Raw genomic sequence first — 23,659 nt, forward strand, 5'->3', positions numbered from 1 at the left:
TCTAATGGGTCCGATCCAAGCCCCTCTTTTCCCAATCCGAGTTTTTAAAATATCCCTATTCTATTCGGTTTTTTTTTATCTATTTTTCCTAGTCTTTAATACTAGTTTTACTATTATGGGAGTTGATGTCGGCGACTTCCTAAAACAATACTTAGGTGCCTTTTTTGGTGTTTATTTATCCACGACCTTAAAGGTTTTTTCCGTCTCTTTGTTTCTCAACTCAAGTTTATTTTCCTTGGTTTACCTTGTTTTTTATTTTTTTAAAAAACCGGAAACCAAGTGGTATCTCTTAGCTTTGATTGTGTTTGGAATTGAATGTTTGGCACTTTGTCAGTCGATGGTTAAATTCCCACAAATTTATGGAGAATTCTTTTTCTTTCGGTATCCAAGTTTTGCACCTTTTTTATATTTTTTAACTGATTTTATCTCGCCGATTGTACCTAGCGTTTGTTTGTTAGTTCTGCTTTTTGTTTTGTTGGGAACTTTATTAAGACAAGTATACTTTCATAAAAACAAAGAAAGTTTTTTTGTTATCCTTCATGTTTTGCTATTAGTTTTTTTCCATATCCATGGATTGTATGTGATTGGGATTTTGTATTTAGCCCTTATCTTATGGCAAGGTAAGAAATACCAAAATATCCATATCAAAACATATGGAATATTAATTCTTTTCATTTTGTTTTTGTATCTTTTACCAAACCTTTGGATATTGATATCTTCTTTTCGTTATTCGGGAACAGAAGGAAAACCCCCAATTTTCATTTTATCTGCAGATTCTCTCAGATATGATAAAATTGGAACTCAGATAAATGGAAAATCGATCACACCAAACATAGATTTATTTAAAGAAGATAGTTTTGTATTCCATGACCACCATACAACGATTCCGCGAACATTTCCAAGTTGGGCAGATACTCTGACTGGTAAATATGCGATGGAACACAAAGTTAGGGATATGTTTCCTTCACCAGATGAAAAACAAAGGATTGGTTCTGCATCATTTCCTACCCTTCAACAAATTTTAAAAAAATTAAATTATGATCACTTTGCTATTGGTAGTTTCGCAGCGGATATATTCCCACGTGCGAATTTTGGATTTGATGAGGTATATGCACCTAACTTCAATGCAAGGATCATGACAGTGCAACGGACGGCGGAAACTCAAATCCTTTTATTACCATTCCTTGTAGGTTCCTGGTTTTCTGGAGGGATGTATTTAGAAGAACTTGATGGTCTGTCCACTTGGGGGGATGGCGAAAGGTTACTAGGTCGGTTTCGTAGTCTAGTCAACGAACGGAAACAATCTCCATATTCAATAACATATTTTTCCAGTGTGATCCACTTTCCTTATACACCAGCATACCCTTATTACAAACAATTCACAAATCCCAACTATTATGGTAAATACAAGTATCTCAAATTTGTCGATCCTACGGATGCAAATCTTCCCAACTCAGAGGAAATCTTACAAATTCGTAGCTTATTTGATAGCGCTGTATTTGCCTTTGATCAAGAATTTGGTGAAATGGTTGGTTTTTTAAAAGAGAAAGGAATTTATGATGATGCAATCATCATTCTTACTGCTGACCATGGGGAGGCACTTTATGAGGATGTCCACGGACAAGGCCATGGGGAACATTTACGTGGAGAATCTGTCACTCATGTTCCCCTAATGATCAAGTTTCCAAAATTTTACCAAAACCAAACAAAGGAAAAAGATTTTTATGGGATCACATCAAGTATAGATTTGGTTCCAACTCTCCTTGACTATTTTGAAATTCCATTACAAAAAGAATACCCCGGTAAATCACTGTTAGCTGTTCTTGGAGAAAAGGATTGGAAAGAAAATCGCTTCGTATATGCGGAGACTGGTATTTGGTTTTCCGATGTTGGGAATCATTTTTTCCAAAAACAAAGAATCCCATATCCAAATATATTAACATTACATCAAGTAGTCCCAGAAGAGGACTACCAAATTATGATCACCGATCCAATTTATAGAGAAACCATTGCGTTCTCTAAACACAGAAGCATCCAAAATTCTGATTTCAAACTCATTTACATACCGACTCGGGAAGGAGTGAAGTTTGAGTTATACGATCGTAAAAAAGATCCACTCAACAAGAATAATTTATATCCCAATCATCCAATGGCTTCCAAAATGAAGGAAACCTTGTACCAAACCGTAATGAGGTGGGAAAGTGCCTCATTAGCTGGTGAATATTTGATCCCAAGTTCTTTATCTGATATAAATGAAAACTAAGAAGAAAAATAAGAGGAAACTATGCCGCAACGTAACGACTTAAAATCAATTTTGATCATCGGATCCGGACCTATCGTAATCGGGCAGGCATGTGAGTTTGACTATTCTGGAACCCAAGCAACAAAGGCGCTTCGGGAAAAAGGAATTCGAGTCATATTGGTAAATTCGAATCCAGCAACCATCATGACCGATCCCGATCTAGCCGATGCCACTTATATTGAACCTCTTACGGTTCCTGTCCTTGAGAAAATCATTAAAAAAGAAAAGCCTGATGCCATCTTACCAACTGTCGGAGGACAAACCGCACTTAACCTAGCACTAGCCTTACACCGAGAAGGAATATTAGAAAAATATAATGTGGAGTTGATCGGTGCCAAAGTAGAAGCCATTCGGAAAGCAGAAGATCGTGAGTTATTCAAACTCGCAATGGAAAAACTTGGAATTCGGGTGGCGAAGTCTTTTATGGTTTCTGATATGGAAGCTGCAAGGAAAGCAAAAGATGAAATTGGATTTCCAATTATCATTCGTCCTGCCTTCACTTTAGGTGGGACGGGAGGTGGAACTTGTTACGACGAATCTGAATTTGAAGAGATCGCTCAAAAAGGTTTATCTGCATCGCCAATTTCTCAAGTATTAGTCGAAGAATCTGTCATGGGATGGAAAGAATTCGAATTAGAAGTAATGCGAGATTTGAATGATAATGTGGTTATCATTTGTTCAATCGAAAACTTGGACCCAATGGGAGTCCATACAGGAGATTCAATTACTGTCGCCCCACAACAAACATTAAGTGATAAAGAATACCAAAGATTACGAGATATGTCGATTGATATCATTCGTGAGATTGGTGTGGAAACAGGTGGATCCAATATCCAATTTGCAGTGAACCCGGAGAACGGTGATGTGATTGTGATTGAAATGAATCCAAGGGTTTCTCGTTCCTCAGCACTAGCTTCAAAAGCGACAGGATTCCCAATCGCAAAAATCGCAGCACTGCTTTCGATAGGTTATACTTTAGATGAAATCCGAAATGATATAACTCGCGTAACTCCTGCTAGTTTTGAACCATCAATTGATTACGTAGTTACAAAAATTCCGAGGTTTGCATTTGAAAAATTCCCGGGATCTGACAATACATTAGGCGTTCAAATGAAAGCTGTTGGGGAAGCAATGGCCATCGGACGAAACTTCAAAGAAAGTTTTCAAAAAGCCTTACGATCGTTAGAGACAGACAGATTTGGATTTGGAAGTGACGGTTATTTAAAAGAGCTTATGGAATGGGAAGCCGTTCCAATCGAACAAAGAAAAGAATGGTTAACTGCTAAAGTAAAACGCCCAACCGACAAACGAATTTTTTATGTAAAGATGGCGTTTGATTTTGGAATGAGCGTGGAAGAAATCCATGAAATTTGTAAAATTGATCCTTGGTTTTTATATCAATTTGAGGAACTTTTCCAACTGGAAAACAAATACCGTAAAGAAGGGAATACAATCATCGAGGAAATGAAACAAGCTGGTTTTTCGAATCGCCAACTAGCCTTCCTTTCTAAAGAAGAACAAATTTTAGCGCAGGTAAGAAGTGGTGCTGCCATTGACATCACAAAAGCGAAAGTGGACAAAACTCTTAGGGAAGAAGAAGAAAAAATTGAATCTTACTTAGAAGAAAAAAACATCCAACCAGTTTACAAACGAATTGATACTTGTGCAGGTGAGTTTGAAGCCTTTACTCCTTACATGTATTCAACCTATGATGATGAAGATGAATCAGATGTCACCTCAAAGAAAAAAGTTATGATTCTTGGTGGGGGACCAAACCGAATTGGACAAGGGATTGAATTCGATTATTGCTGTTGCCATGCATCTTTTTCCTTACAAGAAGCAGGTGTTGAATCCATCATGGTCAATTCAAATCCAGAAACGGTTTCTACCGATTATGATACTTCGGACAGATTGTACTTTGAGCCACTCAGTTTAGAAGATGTGATGGCAATTTTCAAAAAAGAAAGACCGGATGGAGTCATTGTTCAATTAGGTGGTCAAACTCCATTGAAACTCGCAAAATCTTTGGAAAAAAGAGGAGTTCCTATTTTGGGAACAAGTCCCGATTCAATCGACCGTGCAGAAGACAGAAAACGATTTGCTGAAGTGTTAGAAAAATTAAATCTTAAATCTCCTGAAAATGGAATTGCATCTTCCAAAGACAAAGCGAGAGAAATTGCCAGAAAAATAGGTTACCCAGTCCTAGTAAGACCATCATATGTGTTAGGTGGTCGAGCAATGCTAATTGTCAATGAAGAAACAGAATTAGACAAGTACATGGAAGAAGCAGAAGAAGTTTCAGAAGACAGACCTCTACTTGTGGATTCCTTTTTACAAGATGCAACGGAAGTTGATGTGGACGCACTTTGTGATGGAAAGGATGTTTTTATTGCAGGAGTTATGGAACATATTGAAGAAGCAGGAATCCATTCTGGTGACTCAGCATGTGTATTACCACCTCAAAGTATTTCACAAAAAATGATCCTAGAGATTGAAGAGGCAACTTATCGTCTAGCTTTGGAATTAGATGTAAAAGGACTTATCAATGTCCAGTATGCCATTAAAGATGAAACATTATATGTATTAGAAGTAAACCCAAGAGCTTCAAGGACAGTTCCGTTTGTTGCAAAATCAATTGGAATCCCAATCGTGAAAATTGCTGTACGATTGATGCTCGGTGAACCACTTTCATCTTTTAAATTGGGGAAACGTTATTCTGCACCAATGATCACTGTCAAAGAAGCAGTGCTTCCTTTTAGTAAGTTCCCTGGTGTAGATACTATTCTTGGTCCAGAAATGAGATCAACAGGCGAAGTGATGGGTGTTGCAGCAACAAAAGGTGAAGCATTTGTCAAAGCTCAAATTATGGCTGGTGAAGAGCCGCCAAAACACGGAACTGTTTTTGTTACAATCAATGATAAAACAAAAAAAGAATTATTGGAATCAGTGAGATCTCTTTCGAACCTTGGTTATAATATCATAGCAACAGAAGGAACCCATAAGTTTTTATCAGACAATGGAATTTTATCGAGTAAAATCAATAAGATCTATGATGGGTATTTTCCAAACGTAATTGATTACATCAAAGAGAAAAAAATACATCTCATCATCAATACTCCGCTTTCAAGGGTAACACGCGAGAACGCGTTTACGATCAGACAAGCGGCTATTAAATACAAAGTTCCTTGTCTCACCACTTCTCAAGCAGCAAAGGCTCTAATCCATGGACTTGTGGAAATGAAGGATAAAGGATATTCTGTGAACTCCCTTCAGGAAATTCATAAGAAAAAATAACTAGAATCAATTAGATCACAAGAAGCGAATCCTTTTCAAATCAGGATTCGCTAGATTGATACTTGGTTAAAAAATTTGATAAAGGGGGAAGATTCCCAACTATTAAATTTCAATGTCCTTAAGGAGTGTTTCGATTCGTTTTCGGTTCACACCAAAATCTGATTTGCCAAGTCTCGATGCGGATCGAAAGTGTAAGAGTTTTGTTTTTTCATCAAAATAGAATTCAACATCATCAACATATCGCATGAGTAATGATGTAAATTCAATGTATAAATAATTGTTCTCTTCTTTTACAATCTTTGTTCTAGGTGAGTCAAGAATCCTTTTTTTCAAAAGAAGAAGTGCATCACTCGTAGATTTTGTGTAAGGTGCAGGAGAACGGAAATGTTCTTTGTCAGCTGGATCAGAATAACTACTGATACAATTCGGAGTTTTCGGACATTCTAATAACTTCCCAGATCGAATCCCTAAATTGTCTGGTCTAGTGCCGGTACAGTTTGCCATAAATAATATGGTGAATGCCATACAAGTGAATATACTCATGAATTTGTTTGAATCTTGTTTTCTCATTGGGTCCTTCTTAATTGAATTTAATCCTGTTTTTATTTTTCCATTTAGACTGTTTCTTTAACTACGAGTCTTTTTGATTTCAGAATTGAAAAAATAAAGAATAGTAAAGTGAAAATACCTAAATAAAATAGAGCCGTAGTGATATAACCTGAAATTGGTGGATAGATTAAGTTGTATCCAAAGTTTGGATTTTCCACTTCTTTCTCTAACTTTGCATATGTTGGAGTAATCTCTCTTAGATCATCTTCAGATGGATAGGTATAAGGGTCAAAGTTTGCAGCCCATTGGTATGGATTTCCATAATACAAAGTATAATTCGTATCATTCGAAAGATTGTCTGCAAAAAATAATATCTCTTCTAGCGGTTGTATGGTGACAACATCTTTTAGATGAAGGGTTTCATTTTCTCCATCTTCGATTTGGACTGTAAATTCAGAACTCAATGTACTAGACATAGGAATTTCTGTAAAAAGCCCATCTTTTTCTGTATGGTTGATTGTTCCTTGGAAGACAGTGTCCCATTCTTTTTTGTTCACTTTCCCTCGGACGGTGATGTATCGTTCCCAGTTTTTTTCTTCAAAGGATAACTTCAAAGTTTGAAAGCTAGATTGATTTTCATTTGGAAAAGAAAAAAGGACAGAACTTTCCTCGAGAGTAGGGCTTGTTACTTGGTGAGTCCTTTCAAAATACAGATTTTTATTTTCTTTGGTTCTTGTAACGGAAGGGAATTTGAGATTTGAGCCAGTTTCTACTTCTAAGCGAACATAACGAAATTTTGTATTTCCTAAATCAATTTCTCCAGAACTTTGTGTCCCATACTTATACAAAAATACATTTTTCGTTTCAGAAAATTTATCTGGGTTGTCTCCAAGTTTTAAGGTGATGGATGTTTCATAATCATAGGCACTCGAAACAGTTAATTTTGAATAACTCATACCTTCTGGGAGTTTCGGAAGTTCTAATACATATATTTCCAACTCATCTTTTTTGGTGAATAGTAATTCAGGTTTTAGTTTTTCTGTGTATTTGCTGATCTCTTCTGCATTTCGAATTTTGTATGGGACAATTTCTCCATTTTTTGTCAAACGAAGGTCCCCATAAAACGAATGTTTGTAAAACTCTTCATCGAGTAATACTTTGATGATTTTGTTTTCAGAATTTTTTTGTGAGATTGAAATCTCTTTTTTGTACTTAAAATTTTCAACAGGCAATGGCCGTGCAATGAGTGATGATTGAGAAAGTAGGAAAAGTAAAATTGTGAATTGGTAGAACTTGTTCATGTGGTTTCCTTTTTAATTCGATTGTAGAATGTTCCTGTGACAATGAGTGTGATTCCTAAAAATAATCCTGCCAGGATACGATATCCAAGTGATAAATTCCAAAAGTCATATAAATAGAATTTTGCAACGACTAGTGCAAGAGACACAAAACCAGCTACTTTTAATGATTGTATGTGTTTCTGGAATCCTATGACGAGAGTGATCAGTCCGTAAAAAATCAAATTGATGGAGTATAAAAATAGTCTTTTTTCAGGTGCAAATCCCAAATAAATTTCTACGAAGTTTCCCAATAGAAAGTAAGGATAAGCAGCGTATAAAAATAATTTGGAAAATGGAGAGAAATTCTTACTATAAAAGTAAGAAAATACTAAATACAAACTTCCTGTAAAAAATATAAAAAACCTTCCGTTAAGAAATGGGATTTCATTAAACGAACGGTAAGTGAAGGAAAATATGAAGACCAAAGCAAAAAACCAAACAGGGAAGGTTGCCAAATACATGTACATCTGTTTGGAATAAGTCGCAGCAATAGTTACTATAAATGCAAAGCTAATCAAGCTAAATGCTAATGCTTTTCCTGTCATACCCATCACAATCACACTGATGATGAGTGGTAACCCAAATAACCCGATTATATCGTAGAGTTTTTTTGATTCCACTGTGAGAGTGGTTTCTTTTAAGGATCTTTGGTATATTCCATAGAAAACAATGAGAACCAATGTGAGTAAAAATGGTTTGAGAGTTGGGTAGAAGATTCCAAAGATCCAAAACGATTGTAGAAAACCAAGTCCTAACGTAAAACCAATGCTCACTAATGTGAGAATCGGATTTGATTCTTTTGTATCCTTTAGGATTTGAAATTCTCTAAATAAAAATAGGAGATACACACCTAACTGAAATACCAAAGGGAAAAATATTTTTGCTTCTGAAAGTTTACTTTCTGCCCATGTTACAAAAATTAGGTGGTTGGCAAATAAGATCAAAAGTGGGACAACTTTCCACGGCATTTCTTTTCGGATCCAAAAGAAAAGCAAATTCCAAATTAGCAGGTAGGTGAATAAAAATGGATACGAGTTTTGGCCAGTGGATACCAAAATCGGAGACAAAAATACTCCAAGACTTGCGAATCCAAACAAAACTTCGCTTTTTTCAGAATACGAAACACCGACCGCCGTTAGACTTAAAAGTATTAATCCAACAAAACATGTTTCTGTTCCATACAAATCATACCAAACATACCCTGAATAATATGCAGAGAAGAGAACGGCAACACCGAGTCCGAGTAAACTCGGCGAAAGATAAGGTCGAGTTTCTCGAGTTTTGTAACCATACCATAAGATTGGTAGTGAGGAAAGAATCCCAATCCAAATGCGAACCGATTCATTGATCCAATATTCTTCGATGGCCAAATAAAAAAACCATATGGAAGCAAGGACCAGTGAAAATACACCAAGTTTAACAAAAAGGTTTTGGCCAATCCATTGGATAAACCAATTTGGTCCCTCTTCTAAAGATACATATTCCTTTTCTTCTTTAACAGATGTTTGTTTTGGTAAATCTATGGACTGAGTTTTGGAGGAAACTTCTGTTTCTCCCAGAGAGAGGACTTTTTCTTTTAAGAAAAAAAGTTCTTTCTCCATTGATTGGATTTTGGATAAAATTTCTCTTTTTTCTTTTTCTTCCACCTGGATGAGATTACAGATGGAAGAAACGAATGGAAACTATTTTTTATTCTGGATCGTTCCACATTCCATTTTCACGAATGAGATCAATGAGTTGGTCTGGTGCTTCCGCTTCCGAAACCCCTTTTTTGACAATTTCCTTTCCTTTGTAGAGATGAACCTTACCTACACCTGCACCTACATAACCAAAATCAGCATCTGCCATCTCACCTGGTCCATTGACAATACAACCCATCACGGCAATTTTTACTCCTTTTAAGTGCCCAGTTTTTTCTTTGATTTTTGCTGTAGTGGATTGTAAATCAAACATCGTCCGCCCACAGGAAGGACAAGAGATGTATTCAGTTTTTGTCAGACGAAGTCGAGTTGCTTGTAAAATATCAAAACTCAAATGCAAACATTCATCGGCTTCTCCATCTCCATAAGAAAGTCGAATCACATCACCAATTCCATCCAATAAACTCCCTCCAGCTTGGATAGAAGCGTCATACATCAATTGGTCTTTGTTTTTGCCGGAGACTTGTAAAACAATAGGGTAATCCGATTCCTTTAATAAAAATGCAAGTTTTCGGACTGTGAGAAGGTTTCCATCACTGAGAGAAAATAAGATGTTTTCTATTCTTCTTTTTTTACATTCCTTTAATACAACTGCCACCTGTTCAATGTTTGAAGATGAAAACGTCCATTCAACCGATCGTTTGTCTTTTGCAAACCTTGTGACAAACTGTAAAAGATCATCCCATGATTCTTCTGATTCTTTTAAGAAAAGTGTAGGAGAGATTACCCATTTTTGAAATTTATAAAGTTCTTCAGCAAGTGTGTCATAATCATATAATAGTTCTTCTGAGAGTGAGACCGATACGGGTAATGGAAAAGATCCTCGTCTGACCATGGTCCCTAACGATAACAAATCCAATTCAGAATTAATTTCAAAATGCAAAAGTTCTGGAACTCGACCTGATTTGGATCCTCTTTGGAGGAGGTGGAGAACTTCTTCCGCAGTTCCTTCGCCAAAAAAAGGAAAACATGATTCGATACGGACAGGATTTGTATCGCCAATCGAAACTCCTCCAATGTTGATTTCTTTGGAATAGAACTTAGCATATTGGTATGGGTCCCTAAATTCTGAATAAATCGTTTCTTTTTCTTTTTTATCAGGAAGGTCTTGTCTCGTGAGTGATGCTAAAAATAACTCATTATATTTGCGAACCAGTTCTTTTGCGACAGGGATCTCATGGATAGCATCTTCGGTGAGGGAGACTCGTATTGTATCTCCGAGACCATCTTCCAGTAAACTACCAATTCCAATCGCAGATTTGATCCTACCATCTTTGCCATCACCTGCTTCTGTCACACCTAAATGTAATGGGTAATCCATTCCTAAATCGTAAAATCTAGCAACTAACATGCGATAGGCCTGAATCATTACTTGTGGGTTGGATGCTTTCATAGAAACGACGATATCACGGTAAGAATTTTTTTCTGCGATCCGAATGAATTCTAATGCAGACTCAACCATCCCAAGTGGTGTGTCCCCAAATCGGTTCATGATCCGATCGGATAAACTTCCATGATTGGTTCCAATTCGCATGGCTACACCAAGTTCTTTTGCCCGAAGCACTAGAGGAGTAAATACTTCTTCGATTCTTTCGAGTTCTTCGTTATAGTCTTTGTCTGTATATTCGATGATTTCAAATTTTTTTTTGTCGGCAAAGTTACCTGGGTTGATTCGCACCTTTTCTACCCATTCCACACATTTTAAAGCAACTTGAGGAGTGAAGTGAATGTCAGCAACTAGAGGAACTTTGAGGCCAAGTTCCTTCATTCGTTTTCGGATATTTGGTAAATTATCTGCATCTGCCTGACTTGGTACTGTTAGGCGAACAATTTCGGATCCAACTTTTTCTAACTCTAGAATTTGTTGGATACTCGCTTCCGTATCTCTTGTGTTAGATGTAATCATGGATTGCACGCGGATTGGATTTTTTCCTCCAATTCCGACATCTCCCACCTTCACTTCCCGAGTAAGTCGTCTTTTGTAGAAAAATGGTGATTCGTTATATTTGGTGCTCATTTGAATCTTATGTTCTCATTATCTAGGAAATTAAATTCGAAATTTTGGGCAAGCAGTATGAAAAAAATCTGTAACTTTCAATTTCACTCTTTCTAAAACCGAAAATCTATTTAGGAAGAAAACCTGGACTTTTTTAACCAATGAATACGGAAGTAAAACAAGGATTACAACGCAAATACCGAGTACAGGTGACTGTGGCAATATACCGCGAAGGAAATTTGTCCTATAAAAGTGAAATTTTATCCCCTGCGTATTATGATAAAAGGCAAGAAGCGCGTGACCATATCCGCCAAGAAATTCGCGAACGTTTGGCTCATTCCAAATTCTTCCGATCCACTCGTTTGGACTACGATTTGGTCAGGTATACGGAAGAGGGAAGTTGTAATACTTATCTCCGATATAGCATCCAAGATTCGGACATTTGAACCCACAAAAAAAACTTCACGATTGGTATCTTTTACACAAACGGGACCTACCATTTCGTAAAAAAAAACAAGCCTATCCCATTTGGATATCAGAGGTGATGTTACAACAAACTAGGGTTACTGCCATGTTACCTTTGTTTGAAGTTTTTTTGGAAAGATTTCCAAATCCAGAATCGCTTGCGAAAGCATCTGAAGAAGAAGTACTTTCGTATTGGAAGGGACTTGGGTATTATAGTCGAGCACGTAATATCCGAAAAGCGGCCATCCAACTTGTAAACCAATACAATGGAGCATTCCCTAAAGATCTGGAAATGGTATTAAAACTTCCAGGGATTGGAAACTACACAGCACGTGCCATCTTATCTATAGCGTATGATTTACCGTTTGCCGTTTTAGATGGAAATGTAAAACGAGTTCTCTCACGTTATTTCGGTTATACGAAGAATATTCTAGGTCCACAAGCAGATAAAGAATTACAAAACAAAGCAGATGAGTTTTTAAATATAGAATTTCCTGGTGACCACAACCAAGCCGTGATGGAACTTGGAGCAATCATTTGTTTACCGGAAACACCAAAATGTTTGGTATGTCCATTGATGGAAGGGTGTTTTGCAAGGATCCATAGCAAAACAAAAGAAATTCCGATCCGTGAGAAAAATCAAAAACAAGTCGATTTAATCGGTGAGATATGGGTGATTGAAAAGGACCAAAACTATCTTCTCATCAAAGAAACCAAAAATAGATTTTTAAAAGGAATGTTTCATTTGCCATATGGTTTTATCGGTGAACTTCCGAACGAAGAATACAAACCATCCGAATTCCAAACATTCATTCGTTCCGAATGGAAGGAAAATCAATCCATCGGTAAATTCAAACATACCATCACCCACCATAGATTAGAATATTATGTACATCACGTAATTCTAAAGGACACAAAAAAAATCGAATCCGTTTTGGAATCTTTTCAAATGGATTCTAAATGGGTGAAACGAGCAGAATTAGAATCAGAGTTCCCTTCCTCACTTGCAAAGAAAGTAAAAAAGTTTTTGCTTTACTAATTTAAAATTTCACCTACGATTTTTGGGCTATGGCAGAAATCATCATATGGTTAGAATTAGTCATTTCTAAAATCCCACTGCCAATTTTAGAAGTTTGGGGAAGGTTTGCATTTTTACTTGGTTCAATGGTTGCAATCTTTGCCTTTACAGGTTTTACGTTTCGGAACGGGAAACAATTTCGGATTTCGAGAGAAGTTTGGACTTGGAATCTGAAAAGTTTCTATTTTTTTCTCATCACATTTGTTTCAATTTTCATCAGTGGGTATTTGGGGAGTTCGATCGTCCTTATCCCTGGCGCTCAAACTTTAGAAAGCCTTAAAGATTTATCTGTATTTCTCTGTCTCAATTTTTTTGGATACCCTGCATTACTTGCAGTACCGTTTGCTTACGGTCTTAGTGATTTGATTGAAGGAGTGCCACCCGATTTTTTATGGGACTGGTTGCCAGGTTATTTTATCAACCCATCTCTATTTTGGATATCTTATCAAATGATAGGGAAGTCACCAAACTTTAGTAAGCCGAGAGTATGGGTATATTATCTGATTTTTGTGTTTCTGTTTTTAATTTTAGAACCCTTTTTATGGGGATTTTTATGTTCCAAACAATTTGGTCCTGAGATTTCTTATCATACAATTAGTTCTGCGTTGATATTTACAACGGGTATCACTTGGATCCTTGCGCCACTTGTTACATTTTTATTATTCCCTTTTGCAAAACGAATCGGATATTTCTGGGCAGATATTCCTTTTCAAGTTAAAGAAGTTAGTATAACAGAACCTAGGTTGGTTTGGAATTCTGCATTCAAAAACATTGACCCAAAAGACCCCATGTCGGAAGACCGAACAGGAATTTCTCTACAACTTTTCATTGTAGCACCGTTTGTATGTTTGGTACTTATATTAGTAGGGATCACTTCCTATGTTACCTTAAAAAATGCAGAACAGTCTGCCTACCAAATGGTAGAAATCTTACACAAACAATGGTCAAAGAACATTCGTTTGCAATTATTTGACTTAGAAACAAATGTTGAAAATATCAATTCAGATCCATCAATACTAGGCCAAGTTTTAGATGCATCGATTGTTAACACACAAGGCCGTGTATTTTTATTCGATCACAACCTGTCTCTTATATCTAGTTTATCGAACGAACCCAAATCATCGAGATTACTGGAAACACTACGTGTAGAATTAAGAAAACAATCGAGTGATATGCAGTTTCTCGAAACTCGATTGAGTTTTTCTGTAGTAACTAAAAAACCACTCTCTAGAGAAAATTGGAATGCTTATGTATCGAGATATGATGTTTCCAAAACCAAGGAAACCATTTACCTAGTGACTCTTTTCCCTTATTCCTTTTATTTGAATGGTGTATATACGGGAAATAGTGAGTCGGCGATGGTATTTGCTTGGGCGATTTTACTCAGTTTGGTCTTAGCTGTGTTACTGGCAGAACTTGTCACGAGGCCGATACTACGATTTTCAAGCGCATCGAAATCACTGGCAAAGGGTGATTGGGATTTTCCCGTTGGTGAAAGTATGATTGCGGAACTCCGAGGGCTTTCAGATGCGTTTCGTTTTATGTCGCAAGAACTTAAGTCTAGTTTTGAAAGAGTGAGTGAAAGCCAAAGAATGGTGATGGAAACAAACACCAATTTGGAAAAAATAGTCAACGATAGAACTGTTGCTTTGATGGAGAGTAATCGGAATCTGCTTGATACCATTGAAACCAAAGAACGGATTTTACTCGATCTCCATAATACTCAAAACCAATTATTACTCAGCGAAAAATTAGCTGCCCTTGGCCAATTTGCTGCGGGGATTACACATGAATTGAATACACCACTTGGTGCCATTGCTTCTAGTGTTCGCGCCATGTCTGAGATTTTAAAAAAAGATATAGCTAATTTACCTAATTTTTTAGTCACATTAAACAAAGACCAGTTAGATGATTTCCAAGCGTTATTGATGTTAAGTCTTAGTTTTGGAGATCGAAGTTCAGGACTTATGAGTCGGGCTGAAAAAAAGGAAAGATTGGCTATGCTTCGGGATAAAAATGTTGAATACCCGGATGAGGTACTAGACCATCTGACGTCGATTGGAGTCACTCATTTGGATTCGAAAATCTTTGGCATCCTTCAGAAACCAGGTGTACACCTCATCCTTCAGAATGTTGTCACATTAGGAAGTTTATACCGACTGGTGTATGTCGTCCAATCTGCTACGGAAAAAGCCTCACATGTCGTGAATGCACTCAAACATTATTTGTATACTGACCAATCTGTTTCTGATTCTAACTCCCAAAAAGTGAATATTCCAACAGAACTTGATTCTATTTTAACACTATACCAAGCTAAAATTAAAAAAGACGTCGAAATCATTAAGAATTATTTTACATCTGATTCTTGTTTGGCGGATAGAGACAAACTCAATCAAGTTTGGATTAATTTAATCAATAATGCTTTACAAGCAATGGACTATAAAGGTAAGATTAAGATCTCCGTCACGACAGAATCAGAGTTTATTCTAACATCAATTAAGGATAGTGGAAAAGGAATTGATCCAGAAATCCAAGATAAGGTATTTTTGCCTTTCTTTACCACAAAAAAACATGGAGAAGGGATTGGGCTTGGACTTGACATTTGTAAACAAATCGTGGAAAAAATGAATGGAAAAATTGATTTTATATCCGGTCCTTCTGGAACGGAATTTCGTGTGTACATACCAAAAGTCTAAAGTAGAGGAAAAAGTTTGAATTCATCACAAATCAAAACTGAGAAAAATGCGATTTTATGTGTTGATGACGAACCCATACTTCTTCTTTCTCTCGTGCAAGAACTAAAACGAGAAATTGGAGGTGGTTATACTTATGAAACTGCCCAAAATCCAGAGGAAGCGATGGAAGTGATCGATGACCTTTGCCAATCAGGTGTAGAAGTCATTCTCATTCTTTCCGATTGGCTGATGCCAGGAATGCGTGGCGACGAATTTCTCATCAAAGTCCACCAAAAATACCCTCATATCAAATCGATTCTCATTTCTGGTCATGCCGACAGGGATGCGATCAACCGTGTCAAAGAAGAAGCCAAAACCTACGCAATTTTTTCCAAACCTTGGAACACCAAGGAACTTTTGGATGCAGTTCGTTTCTGTTGCAATTTGACCTAAGTCCATTTTTTTGGACTTAAGGTGCGTACCATCTACATCCGCAAACTCAGGTTCGAGGAAGCTCGGACCAAACTTGAGAGGGAAATCCATGATGCCTTTATGGATGGGGAAACCTATGTGGAAATCCTACACGGGATCGGAGAAGGGATCCTCCGCCAGATGGCGATTGACTACGTGGCTACTTGTGGATTTTTGAAATTAGTGGAATCAGATCCTATGTTTCGCAAAAATCCTGGTGCTACCCTTGTCGAAATCCTCGCTCCTTCCAAAGAATACATCAATCGATTGAAAGCATGACAGAACCAAATACCAAAATAGAAATTTTAGACGTAACCTTACGTGACGGTGAACAAACGAATGGTGTTTCCTTTTCTTGGCAGCAAAAATTAAATATCACCAAACATTTATTAAAAGATCTTAAGGCGGACAGAGTCGAAATCGCAAGTGCTCGTGTATCCCCTGGTGAATTTGAAGCTGTCCAAAAAATCATCGAATGGGCAAAAGGGGAAGGCCTTCAAGACCGAATTGAAATTTTAGGTTTTGTTGATTTTGATAAAACCGTTGAGTGGATGAAAGGGACAGGTGTTAAAGTTTTAAACCTTTTAACTAAAGGGTCCCTAAACCACCTAACAAACCAATTGCGAAAAACTCCTGAAGAACATTTTTCTGATATCAAACAGACTGTAGATTTTGCGACGGAAGCAGGGATCACAGTGAATGTCTATTTAGAAGACTGGTCTAATGGATACTTACATTCTAGAGATTATGTTCTCCAGTATTTACAAACAATATCAAAGTATCCAATCAAACGTTTTTATTTAGCTGATACACTTGGCGTCATGTCTCCTGAAGAAGTAAAAACAGCAGTCACTGATTTGGTATCATTATTTCCAAACCTTTGGTTTGAGTTTCATGGACACAATGATTATGACCTAGCAGTTGCTAATTGTTTGGAAGCGGTGAAAGCAGGAGCACGTGGGCTTCACGTTGCTGTCAATGGACTCGGTGAACGAGCTGGCAATTCGCCACTTGAAGCCGTGGTCACATCCCTTCATGACAAAACCAAATTTAGAACCTCCATCGTAGAAAAAGAAATCACGAATGCCTCAAGGCTTGTGGAAGTTTTTTCTGGCAAACGTATCTCGGATAACAGACCTATTGTGGGAGAAGATGTGTTTACCCAAACAGCCGGAGTTCATGCAGATGGAGACAAAAAAGGAAATTTATATGCCAATCCTATCCTTCCCGAACGGTTTGGGCGAAGTCGAGTCTACGCATTAGGCAAGTTAGCTGGCAAAGCAAGCATCACTGAAAATTTAAAACAACTTGGAATGGTTTTATCGCCTGAAATTGAAAAAAAAGTTCTCGCTCGAGTGATTGAACTCGGAGACCAAAACAAAACTGTTACCAAAGAAGATTTGCCATACATCATATCTGATATCTCAGGTGAAAATTTAGAATCAAGTTTCCACATTGAGTTTTGCACTGTGACAAGTGGAATCGGTGTGAAACCAAAAGCAGAAGTAAAGGTCAAATTCCAAGGGTATCTTTATGAAGCAACTGGAGAAGGGGATGGTGGATACGATGCATTTATGAATGCTCTTGGGAAAATCTTAGAAACTCTCAACATCCAAATTCCTAAACTTTATGATTACGAAGTCAGAATTCCTCCTGGTGGAAATACCAATGCACTTGTGGAGACGGTCATCACTTGGAAAAAAGAGGGAGATATTCATCCTATACGTTCCATTGGGATCGACTCTGACCAACAAGTAGCTGCAGTAAAGGCAACCGAACGTATGTTACATATTGTGCTTGGGAAATTATGATTCATTTTTTAGTCGTAGGGCTCGGAAACCCTGGAGAGAAATACAAAAACACTCGTCATAACATTGGTTTTATGATCTTAGATGTTTTAGCGAATCAATTTGGTGTAACATTCAAAGATGTCAAAAAATATGCTGAGACAACACATACTTGGGAAGGGGATAAAATCCATTTATTAAAACCATTGGAGTTTATGAACCTTTCGGGAAAAGCCACACAAACCCTTGCCAAACTCTACAAAATCCCACCCTCTCAAATCCTTGTGGTGCAAGATGAAGTGGACTTACCTTTTGGAAAAATCAAAAATAAAATCGGCGGAGGAACGGCAGGTCACAATGGTCTAAAAGACATCGTGGCAAAACTTGGATCACAAGACTTCCATCGGTTGCGTTTTGGTGTTGGCAAACCGGAAAAGGGGGGAATGGAAGTGGCTGATTTTGTTTTGCAAAATTTTAATGCAGAGGAACGTTCCCAACTTCCCACATTGATGGGAGAATCTATTTCTAAAATCGAAGATTGGGTGAAAACAAATCGTATCCTCATCCAAAAGGAATCCAAATCCTAAATGAAAGTTCTAATCTTTGCACAATCGAATGGAAATTTACATCTATTCCAATCAGGATCCAAGTCATGACCAAAGAAAATGATCCATCGATCAATTTGAAACGTCTCATCATTCAAACTGTAGGCTCAATTGTCCTCGTGCTTGTGATCGTGTTTGGGCTCGCTTATTTCTTTAGAGCTGAGTTACTCGGATTTAGCGAACATTTTGTTCGGATCTTTGGTTATTTAGGTTTATTTTTTGGAATGATCCTTTCGGATAGTTTGCCTGCTTTTGTACCACCAGATGCATTTTTAGTACTCGCCATCTCTGGGGAAATGGATCCAATACCGACCATCCTTTCGATGTCTATAGGAAGTATCATTGGTGGGAGTATCGCTTATTGGATTGGTTTATACCTTATCCCACGTTTCCACTTGGGGCGCCAAATGGTACTCCATTATGAAGACAAACTTCTACCCTACATACGCAAATATGGATTCGGTGCAGTGGTTCTCAGTGCCCTCACTCCTATTCCCTATTCTTGGATGGCCTACACAGTCGGAACGTTTAAGATGCCGTTTCGATTGTTTTTACTTGGTTCTCTTTTTCGTTTTGTAAGAGTCTCTGTTTACTTTTATGCGATGTACATTGGTTGGATCACTGGAGGTTAAAATGTCCGAAAATCGATTGTTTCCTAAGTCAGTGGATGAAGTGATTTTGGAAAAGGTAAGGTTTTTCTTTTTACCTGATCGAACAGCTGCCTTTGTGAAAAATCTCATCGATGGTAAGGTTTCTGAAAGATCGCTTATCTGTTGCAATTCTGGCTGTGATGTTTGTAATGAAACAATATACAACTGTTATGTGGCTGTGAAAAAAGAATTGGATTTATAATCATTTGGATTCGCTTTTTGCAAATACGAAACAAGTGCCACTTGCACACCAAGTGCGACCAAAAACTTGGTCCGAATTTGTGGGGCAAACAAAGGTGGTATCTGCCCTTCGTTCCATCCAAAAACCAACTTCCATTTTATTTTATGGTCCACCAGGCACAGGGAAAACAACACTTGCCCATCTCCTGGCAGAGTCTTGGAAATTAGAAAAAAGATATTTGAGTTGTGTGACAAGTGGCGTGAAAGAAGTGCGCGAGGTTTTGGAAGAAGGAAAACGCCTCGGTACCATTGTCCTTTTTTTAGATGAGATCCACAGATTCTCTTCTTCCCAACAAGATGCCTTACTCTCTTCGGTGGAAGAGGGCGAAATCATCCTCATTGCTGCGACGACAGAAAACCCAAGTTTTCGAGTGAATAAAGCACTCCTCTCCCGGATGTTTGTGTATCGACTCACCACTCTTACTGAAGAAGAAGAGGAAACAATTTTCACTTCTTGTTTGGAAAAACAAAACTCCAAACGAACTATCCCAGAGGTCGTGAAAAGGGAACTCTTTCGGCGAAGTGCAGGGGATGCACGAAAACTCCTGGGGTATTTGGAACGAATTTTAAGTGCTACTGGTGAAGGAGATGAAGTCACGGAAGAAAAATTGTCCGTCATTCTTGGGGACACTCTTGTCACATACGATAAAAACAGTGAAAGCCATTACGATATCATCTCAGCCTTTATTAAGTCACTGCGGGGTAGTGATCCAGATGCGGCTTTATTTTATTTGGCATTGATGCTCGAGGGAGGAGAGGATCCACTGTTTATCGCAAGGAGGCTTGTGATTTTTGCCAGTGAAGATGTAGGAAATGCCAGCGTCCATGCACTCCCCCTTGCCATTGCCACTTGGCAAGCCGTGGAACGGGTGGGTATGCCAGAAGGTAGGATTCCCCTCGGACAATGTACCACGTTTTTGGCCTCCGCACCTAAATCAAACGCAAGTTATGTGGCAATTAATGAAGCATTGGCTTTCGTAAAGGCAAGGAATAAGACGTTTCAGATCCCAAATCACATAAGGAATGCACCCACTGCCACTCATAAAAATGAAGGTGCTGGTGTTGGTTACAAATACCCTCATGATTTCCCAGGACATTTCCTGAAAGAACGATATTTCCCTGAGTCCTTTTATCCTAACCCACCATCCTTCTACGAACCCACAAACCAAGGGATGGAAAAAATGTTAAAGGAACAATTGGAAAGATTGTGGGGGGACCGGTATTGAGAGTTTATCTCAAAAATTGGACTTCCTGCCTCAAATCTAGAAAAATACGCGAAAACAAAGGGGAAATTCTTTCTCATCTTGACAACTAAACCCTTTCGTGAGAGCATTTTCATACATGGGATCCGCACCGGATAGTTTTGCACCAATCCTCTTACAACTTATGCTCGGAGTCGGTTTCTCCGCTCTGATCTTATCACTTGCCTTTCTTTTAAACCCAAAGAAAAAATCAAAACCACAAGATACCTTTGAATGTGGTGTGACGTATTATGGAGATGCGAGAGGGCTTTTTAACATCAAGTTTTACTTAGTGGCAGTCCTTTTTATCCTGTTTGATATAGAGGCAGTTTTCCTTTACCCATGGGCTGTGAATTTAATTGGGTTTAAGGAAGCGGGACTCGGAACGTTTTTTCTTTTCGAAATGTTTTTCTTTTTACTCATCCTTGTGGTGGGTCTATATTATATCTGGAAAAAAGGAGCACTGGAATGGGATTAACAGAAACACTCTCCAAACCCGGTGAAATGTTTGGTGACATGTTCCAAGTTGCCACACTCGACAATGTGGTTCAGTGGGGGCAAAGTTTTTCTTTGTGGCCGTATCCTTTTGCCACCGCTTGTTGTGGAATTGAATACATGAGCACTGCTTGTGCAGATTATGACATTGCTCGATTTGGTGCCGAAAGACCTTCTTTTTCTCCACGCCAAGCGGATATGATTTTAGTACTCGGAACCATTACTTATAAAATGGCTCCCGTATTACGCCAGATATACGACCAATTAGCGGAACCAAAATTTGTGATCTCTGTGGGGGCTTGCGCTTCCTCAGGTGGAATGTTTCACACCTATGGTGTGTTACAAGGTGTTGATCGAATTTTACCTGTAGATGTGTACGTTCCTGGTTGCCCACCAAGACCAGAAGCAATCCTTGATGCCCTTGTGAAATTACAAAAAAAAGTCCAAACCCAAGGTTTGGAAGCTCGCCGCCAAGAAGTCATGAAAAAGATCCAAGAGATCAATGAACGAAACAAACCCCTCGTAGTGGCATGAACGAAACGATTACCCAATTCCTTAATTCCAGATTTCCTGATAGTTTACTCCCGCAAAGGGACATAAACACAAATTTACTTTTCTTTAGTATTCGCAAGGAGAAACTACCAGACGTTGTACTGGCATTAAAAGAAGAGTTAGGATTTCACTTTTTAAATGACCTAACGTCTGTTGATTGGCTTGGGAAACGAGAGCCTAGGTTTGAAGTCTTATACTTATTGCGTTCACCCAAACATGGACATTTCCGAGTGCAGTTAAGGGTTCCAGTAGGGGAAGGGGAATCCGTTCCGAGTCTTTCTAACATTTTCCCTGCGGCCAATTGGCCCGAACGTGAAGTATTCGATCTGATGGGAATCCCATTTTCAGGACACCCGAGAATGGAACGACTTATCATGCCTGATAACTTTGTAGGACACCCTCTCCGAAAAGACTATCCACTCGAAGGCCCAGGCCAAGATTACCTCATCGAAGATCTACTGACCATTCACGTGAAAGAGGATATTACCGAGTAACCGGTTAACAATCATTATGGTAATGTACGAAAAAACAGCCGAACATTTCGGCCAAAAATTCAAAGACCTCCCAGAAGGCCATTTACTTGTCAACTTAGGGCCAAGTCATCCTGCCACTCATGGAATTTTACAAAACGTAATCCAAATTGATGGGGAACGTGTGGTGGATACCGAGTCTGTGATAGGGTATGTGCACCGTTGTTTTGAAAAGTTAGGCGAACGGTACGACTACAATCAGTTTTTGGTTTGTACCGATCGGATGAACTATGTATCCACTCCTCTGAACAACATTGGATGGATCCTAACCGTTGAAAAAATGATGCAAATCCAAGTTCCGGATCGCGTCACTTATGTGCGTATGATTATTTCCGAACTGTCTCGGATTATGGACCATATCATTTGTAACGGAATTATGGGTGTGGATCTTGGGGCTTTTTCTGGTCTTTTACATTTATTTCACCACCGCGAAAACATTTATCAAATTTTAGAAAAACTAACTGGGGCGCGCCTCACGACAACGTTTTGCCGTGTGGGGGGAATGGAACGTGATATTTATCCAGAGTTCCAATCCGAAATCAAAATCATTTTAAAAGGCTTAAAACCAGCGTTAGATGAATTCGAAGAACTGCTGATCCGTAACAAAATCTTCAATGAAAGGACAAAAGGCATAGGTGGGATCTCAGCGGAACGTGCCATTGCTTATGGATTTTCGGGTCCCAATTTACGCGCAGCTGGTGTTCCTTGGGACGTGAGAAAAGACGATCCTTATATGTTTTACGATCAAGTAAACTTTGACATCCCCGTAGGAGAAGACGGATCAGCTCTTGACCGAACTCTCGTGCGAATGGAAGAGATGCGCCAGTCCATGCGGATCATCGAACAACTGATTGATGGGATACCAGAAGGACCATACCATGCGGATGTTCCTCATGCATTCCTTCCTCCAAAAGACCGTGTCTACAACAATATGGAAGAACTTATTTACCATTTTAAAATCATCATGCATGGTGTGAAAGTTCCTCCAGGGGAATACTACCATGCCACAGAAGCTGCCAATGGGGAACTAGGATTTTATGTAGTTTCTGAAGGGGAAAAATCACCTTGGCGGGTGCATGTGAGGCGGCCTTGTTTTTGGTACTACCAAGCCTTCCCGGAAATGGTGAAAGGTGGACTTTTGGCTGATACTATTGCTACCATGTCATCACTTAATGTCATTGCAGGGGAGCTTGATTGTTAATGGCGTATCAATTTTCACAAGAATCAGAAAAAAGATTCCAAAGGCTTATCCCACAATTCCCAAGTAAACGTTCCCTTATCCTTCCTTGTTTGTTTTTATTGCAAGCTGACAAAGGTTTTGTGGACACAGAAGGGATGCAGTACATCGCCGATCGGATTGGTGAGCCAGTATCCCTTGCTCATGTACATGGTGTGGCAACGTTTTATACCATGTACAACAAAAAACCAGTTGGGAAATTTCATATCCAAATCTGTGCGAATATTTCTTGTTACTTGGCAGGCTCCGATTCCATTACCGAACATGTTTGTTCCAAATTGGGTATTGAAAAAGGAGAAACCACAAAAGACAAAAAGTACACTGTGGATGAAGTGCAGTGTCTTGGCGCTTGTGGTTTTGGTCCTGTGGCACAAATCAATGACAAATACTATGAAAATTTAACTCCAGAATCCATCGAAAAGATTCTTTCTGAATTGGAAAAAGAAGGATAA

Annotated in this window: 21 protein-coding genes; 17 read left to right on the top strand and 4 right to left on the bottom strand. The window is 38.5% G+C overall.

Annotated features, from left to right (window positions below):
* Positions 1-4 precede the first annotated feature (4 nt).
* Both EHQ43_RS16240 and carB read left to right on the top strand, forming a co-directional pair.
* On the top strand, positions 5-2,263 hold the full coding sequence (locus EHQ43_RS16240) for a sulfatase-like hydrolase/transferase (protein ID WP_167481810.1): 2,259 nt from the start codon (positions 5-7) through the stop codon (positions 2,261-2,263).
* Between the two features lie 21 nt (positions 2,264-2,284).
* The gene (gene carB / locus EHQ43_RS16245) at positions 2,285-5,596 is read left to right on the top strand and encodes a carbamoyl-phosphate synthase large subunit (protein ID WP_135741609.1); all 3,312 of its coding nucleotides are present in this window, start codon (positions 2,285-2,287) and stop codon (positions 5,594-5,596) included.
* A gap of 102 nt (positions 5,597-5,698) precedes the next feature.
* Here the strand turns inward: carB and EHQ43_RS16250 are convergent, their stop codons facing one another.
* The 4 genes from EHQ43_RS16250 to ispG all read right to left on the bottom strand — a co-directional run bounded on the left by EHQ43_RS16250 (position 5,699) and on the right by ispG (position 11,202).
* On the bottom strand, positions 5,699-6,139 hold the full coding sequence (locus EHQ43_RS16250) for a DUF1499 domain-containing protein (RefSeq protein ID WP_135742452.1): 441 nt from the start codon (positions 6,137-6,139) through the stop codon (positions 5,699-5,701).
* Positions 6,140-6,210: 71 nt separating this feature from the next.
* A complete protein-coding gene (locus EHQ43_RS16255; RefSeq protein ID WP_135771735.1) occupies positions 6,211-7,446 on the bottom strand; it encodes a hypothetical protein in 1,236 nt (411 codons plus the stop codon).
* A complete protein-coding gene (locus tag EHQ43_RS16260; protein WP_135771736.1) occupies positions 7,443-9,131 on the bottom strand; it encodes a DUF2339 domain-containing protein in 1,689 nt (562 codons plus the stop codon). Before EHQ43_RS16260 ends, EHQ43_RS16255 begins: the two co-directional genes overlap by 4 nt.
* A 43-nt stretch (positions 9,132-9,174) precedes the next feature.
* A complete protein-coding gene (ispG, locus tag EHQ43_RS16265) occupies positions 9,175-11,202 on the bottom strand; it encodes a (E)-4-hydroxy-3-methylbut-2-enyl-diphosphate synthase (RefSeq protein ID WP_135771737.1) in 2,028 nt (675 codons plus the stop codon).
* A gap of 140 nt (positions 11,203-11,342) precedes the next feature.
* Here ispG and EHQ43_RS16270 point away from each other — a divergent pair, with 140 nt between their 5' ends.
* From EHQ43_RS16270 to EHQ43_RS16340, 15 genes are all read left to right on the top strand, one after another.
* Complete coding sequence (locus EHQ43_RS16270) at positions 11,343-11,627, top strand: hypothetical protein (protein ID WP_100718098.1); 285 nt, start codon at positions 11,343-11,345, stop codon at positions 11,625-11,627.
* Positions 11,624-12,685, top strand: a complete 1,062-nt coding sequence (mutY, locus tag EHQ43_RS16275; RefSeq protein ID WP_135771738.1) for an A/G-specific adenine glycosylase — start codon at positions 11,624-11,626, stop codon at positions 12,683-12,685. Before EHQ43_RS16270 ends, mutY begins: the two co-directional genes overlap by 4 nt.
* Positions 12,686-12,714: 29 nt before the next feature.
* Positions 12,715-15,420, top strand: a complete 2,706-nt coding sequence (locus EHQ43_RS16280) for a HAMP domain-containing sensor histidine kinase (protein ID WP_135771739.1) — start codon at positions 12,715-12,717, stop codon at positions 15,418-15,420.
* A gap of 15 nt (positions 15,421-15,435) precedes the next feature.
* Positions 15,436-15,852: a response regulator gene (locus EHQ43_RS16285; RefSeq protein WP_135741615.1), complete on the top strand. Its 417-nt coding sequence runs from the start codon at positions 15,436-15,438 to the stop codon at positions 15,850-15,852.
* Positions 15,853-15,873: 21 nt separating this feature from the next.
* The gene (locus tag EHQ43_RS16290) at positions 15,874-16,149 is read left to right on the top strand and encodes a Smr/MutS family protein (RefSeq protein ID WP_135754857.1); all 276 of its coding nucleotides are present in this window, start codon (positions 15,874-15,876) and stop codon (positions 16,147-16,149) included.
* Positions 16,146-17,681 carry a (R)-citramalate synthase CimA gene (gene cimA / locus EHQ43_RS16295; protein ID WP_135741617.1) on the top strand — a complete coding sequence of 512 codons (1,536 nt, stop codon included), beginning with the start codon at positions 16,146-16,148 and terminating at the stop codon, positions 17,679-17,681. Before EHQ43_RS16290 ends, cimA begins: the two co-directional genes overlap by 4 nt.
* On the top strand, positions 17,678-18,244 hold the full coding sequence (gene pth / locus EHQ43_RS16300) for an aminoacyl-tRNA hydrolase (protein ID WP_135771740.1): 567 nt from the start codon (positions 17,678-17,680) through the stop codon (positions 18,242-18,244). The genes cimA and pth overlap by 4 nt, the downstream gene beginning before the upstream one ends.
* Before the next feature lie 65 nt (positions 18,245-18,309).
* Entirely contained in the window at positions 18,310-18,894 is a 585-nt protein-coding gene (locus EHQ43_RS16305; RefSeq protein ID WP_135771741.1) for a VTT domain-containing protein, read from the top strand.
* 1 nt (position 18,895) lies between these two features.
* The gene (locus EHQ43_RS16310) at positions 18,896-19,114 is read left to right on the top strand and encodes a hypothetical protein (RefSeq protein WP_015678894.1); all 219 of its coding nucleotides are present in this window, start codon (positions 18,896-18,898) and stop codon (positions 19,112-19,114) included.
* Positions 19,115-19,118: 4 nt separating this feature from the next.
* Positions 19,119-20,378, top strand: coding sequence for a replication-associated recombination protein A (locus EHQ43_RS16315; protein ID WP_135771742.1), 1,260 nt, complete (start codon positions 19,119-19,121; stop codon positions 20,376-20,378).
* 115 nt (positions 20,379-20,493) lie between these two features.
* On the top strand, positions 20,494-20,871 hold the full coding sequence (locus tag EHQ43_RS16320) for an NADH-quinone oxidoreductase subunit A (protein ID WP_135741621.1): 378 nt from the start codon (positions 20,494-20,496) through the stop codon (positions 20,869-20,871).
* Entirely contained in the window at positions 20,862-21,422 is a 561-nt protein-coding gene (locus EHQ43_RS16325) for an NADH-quinone oxidoreductase subunit B (protein WP_135741622.1), read from the top strand. Before EHQ43_RS16320 ends, EHQ43_RS16325 begins: the two co-directional genes overlap by 10 nt.
* Positions 21,419-21,934 carry an NADH-quinone oxidoreductase subunit C gene (locus tag EHQ43_RS16330; protein ID WP_135771743.1) on the top strand — a complete coding sequence of 172 codons (516 nt, stop codon included), beginning with the start codon at positions 21,419-21,421 and terminating at the stop codon, positions 21,932-21,934. Before EHQ43_RS16325 ends, EHQ43_RS16330 begins: the two co-directional genes overlap by 4 nt.
* Before the next feature lie 16 nt (positions 21,935-21,950).
* Positions 21,951-23,171, top strand: coding sequence for an NADH-quinone oxidoreductase subunit D (locus EHQ43_RS16335; RefSeq protein ID WP_208731106.1), 1,221 nt, complete (start codon positions 21,951-21,953; stop codon positions 23,169-23,171).
* Positions 23,171-23,659 carry an NADH-quinone oxidoreductase subunit NuoE family protein gene (locus EHQ43_RS16340; protein WP_135636748.1) on the top strand — a complete coding sequence of 163 codons (489 nt, stop codon included), beginning with the start codon at positions 23,171-23,173 and terminating at the stop codon, positions 23,657-23,659. The genes EHQ43_RS16335 and EHQ43_RS16340 overlap by 1 nt, the downstream gene beginning before the upstream one ends.

The organism is Leptospira bouyouniensis, assembly GCF_004769525.1.
Taxonomy (GTDB): domain Bacteria; phylum Spirochaetota; class Leptospiria; order Leptospirales; family Leptospiraceae; genus Leptospira_A; species Leptospira_A bouyouniensis.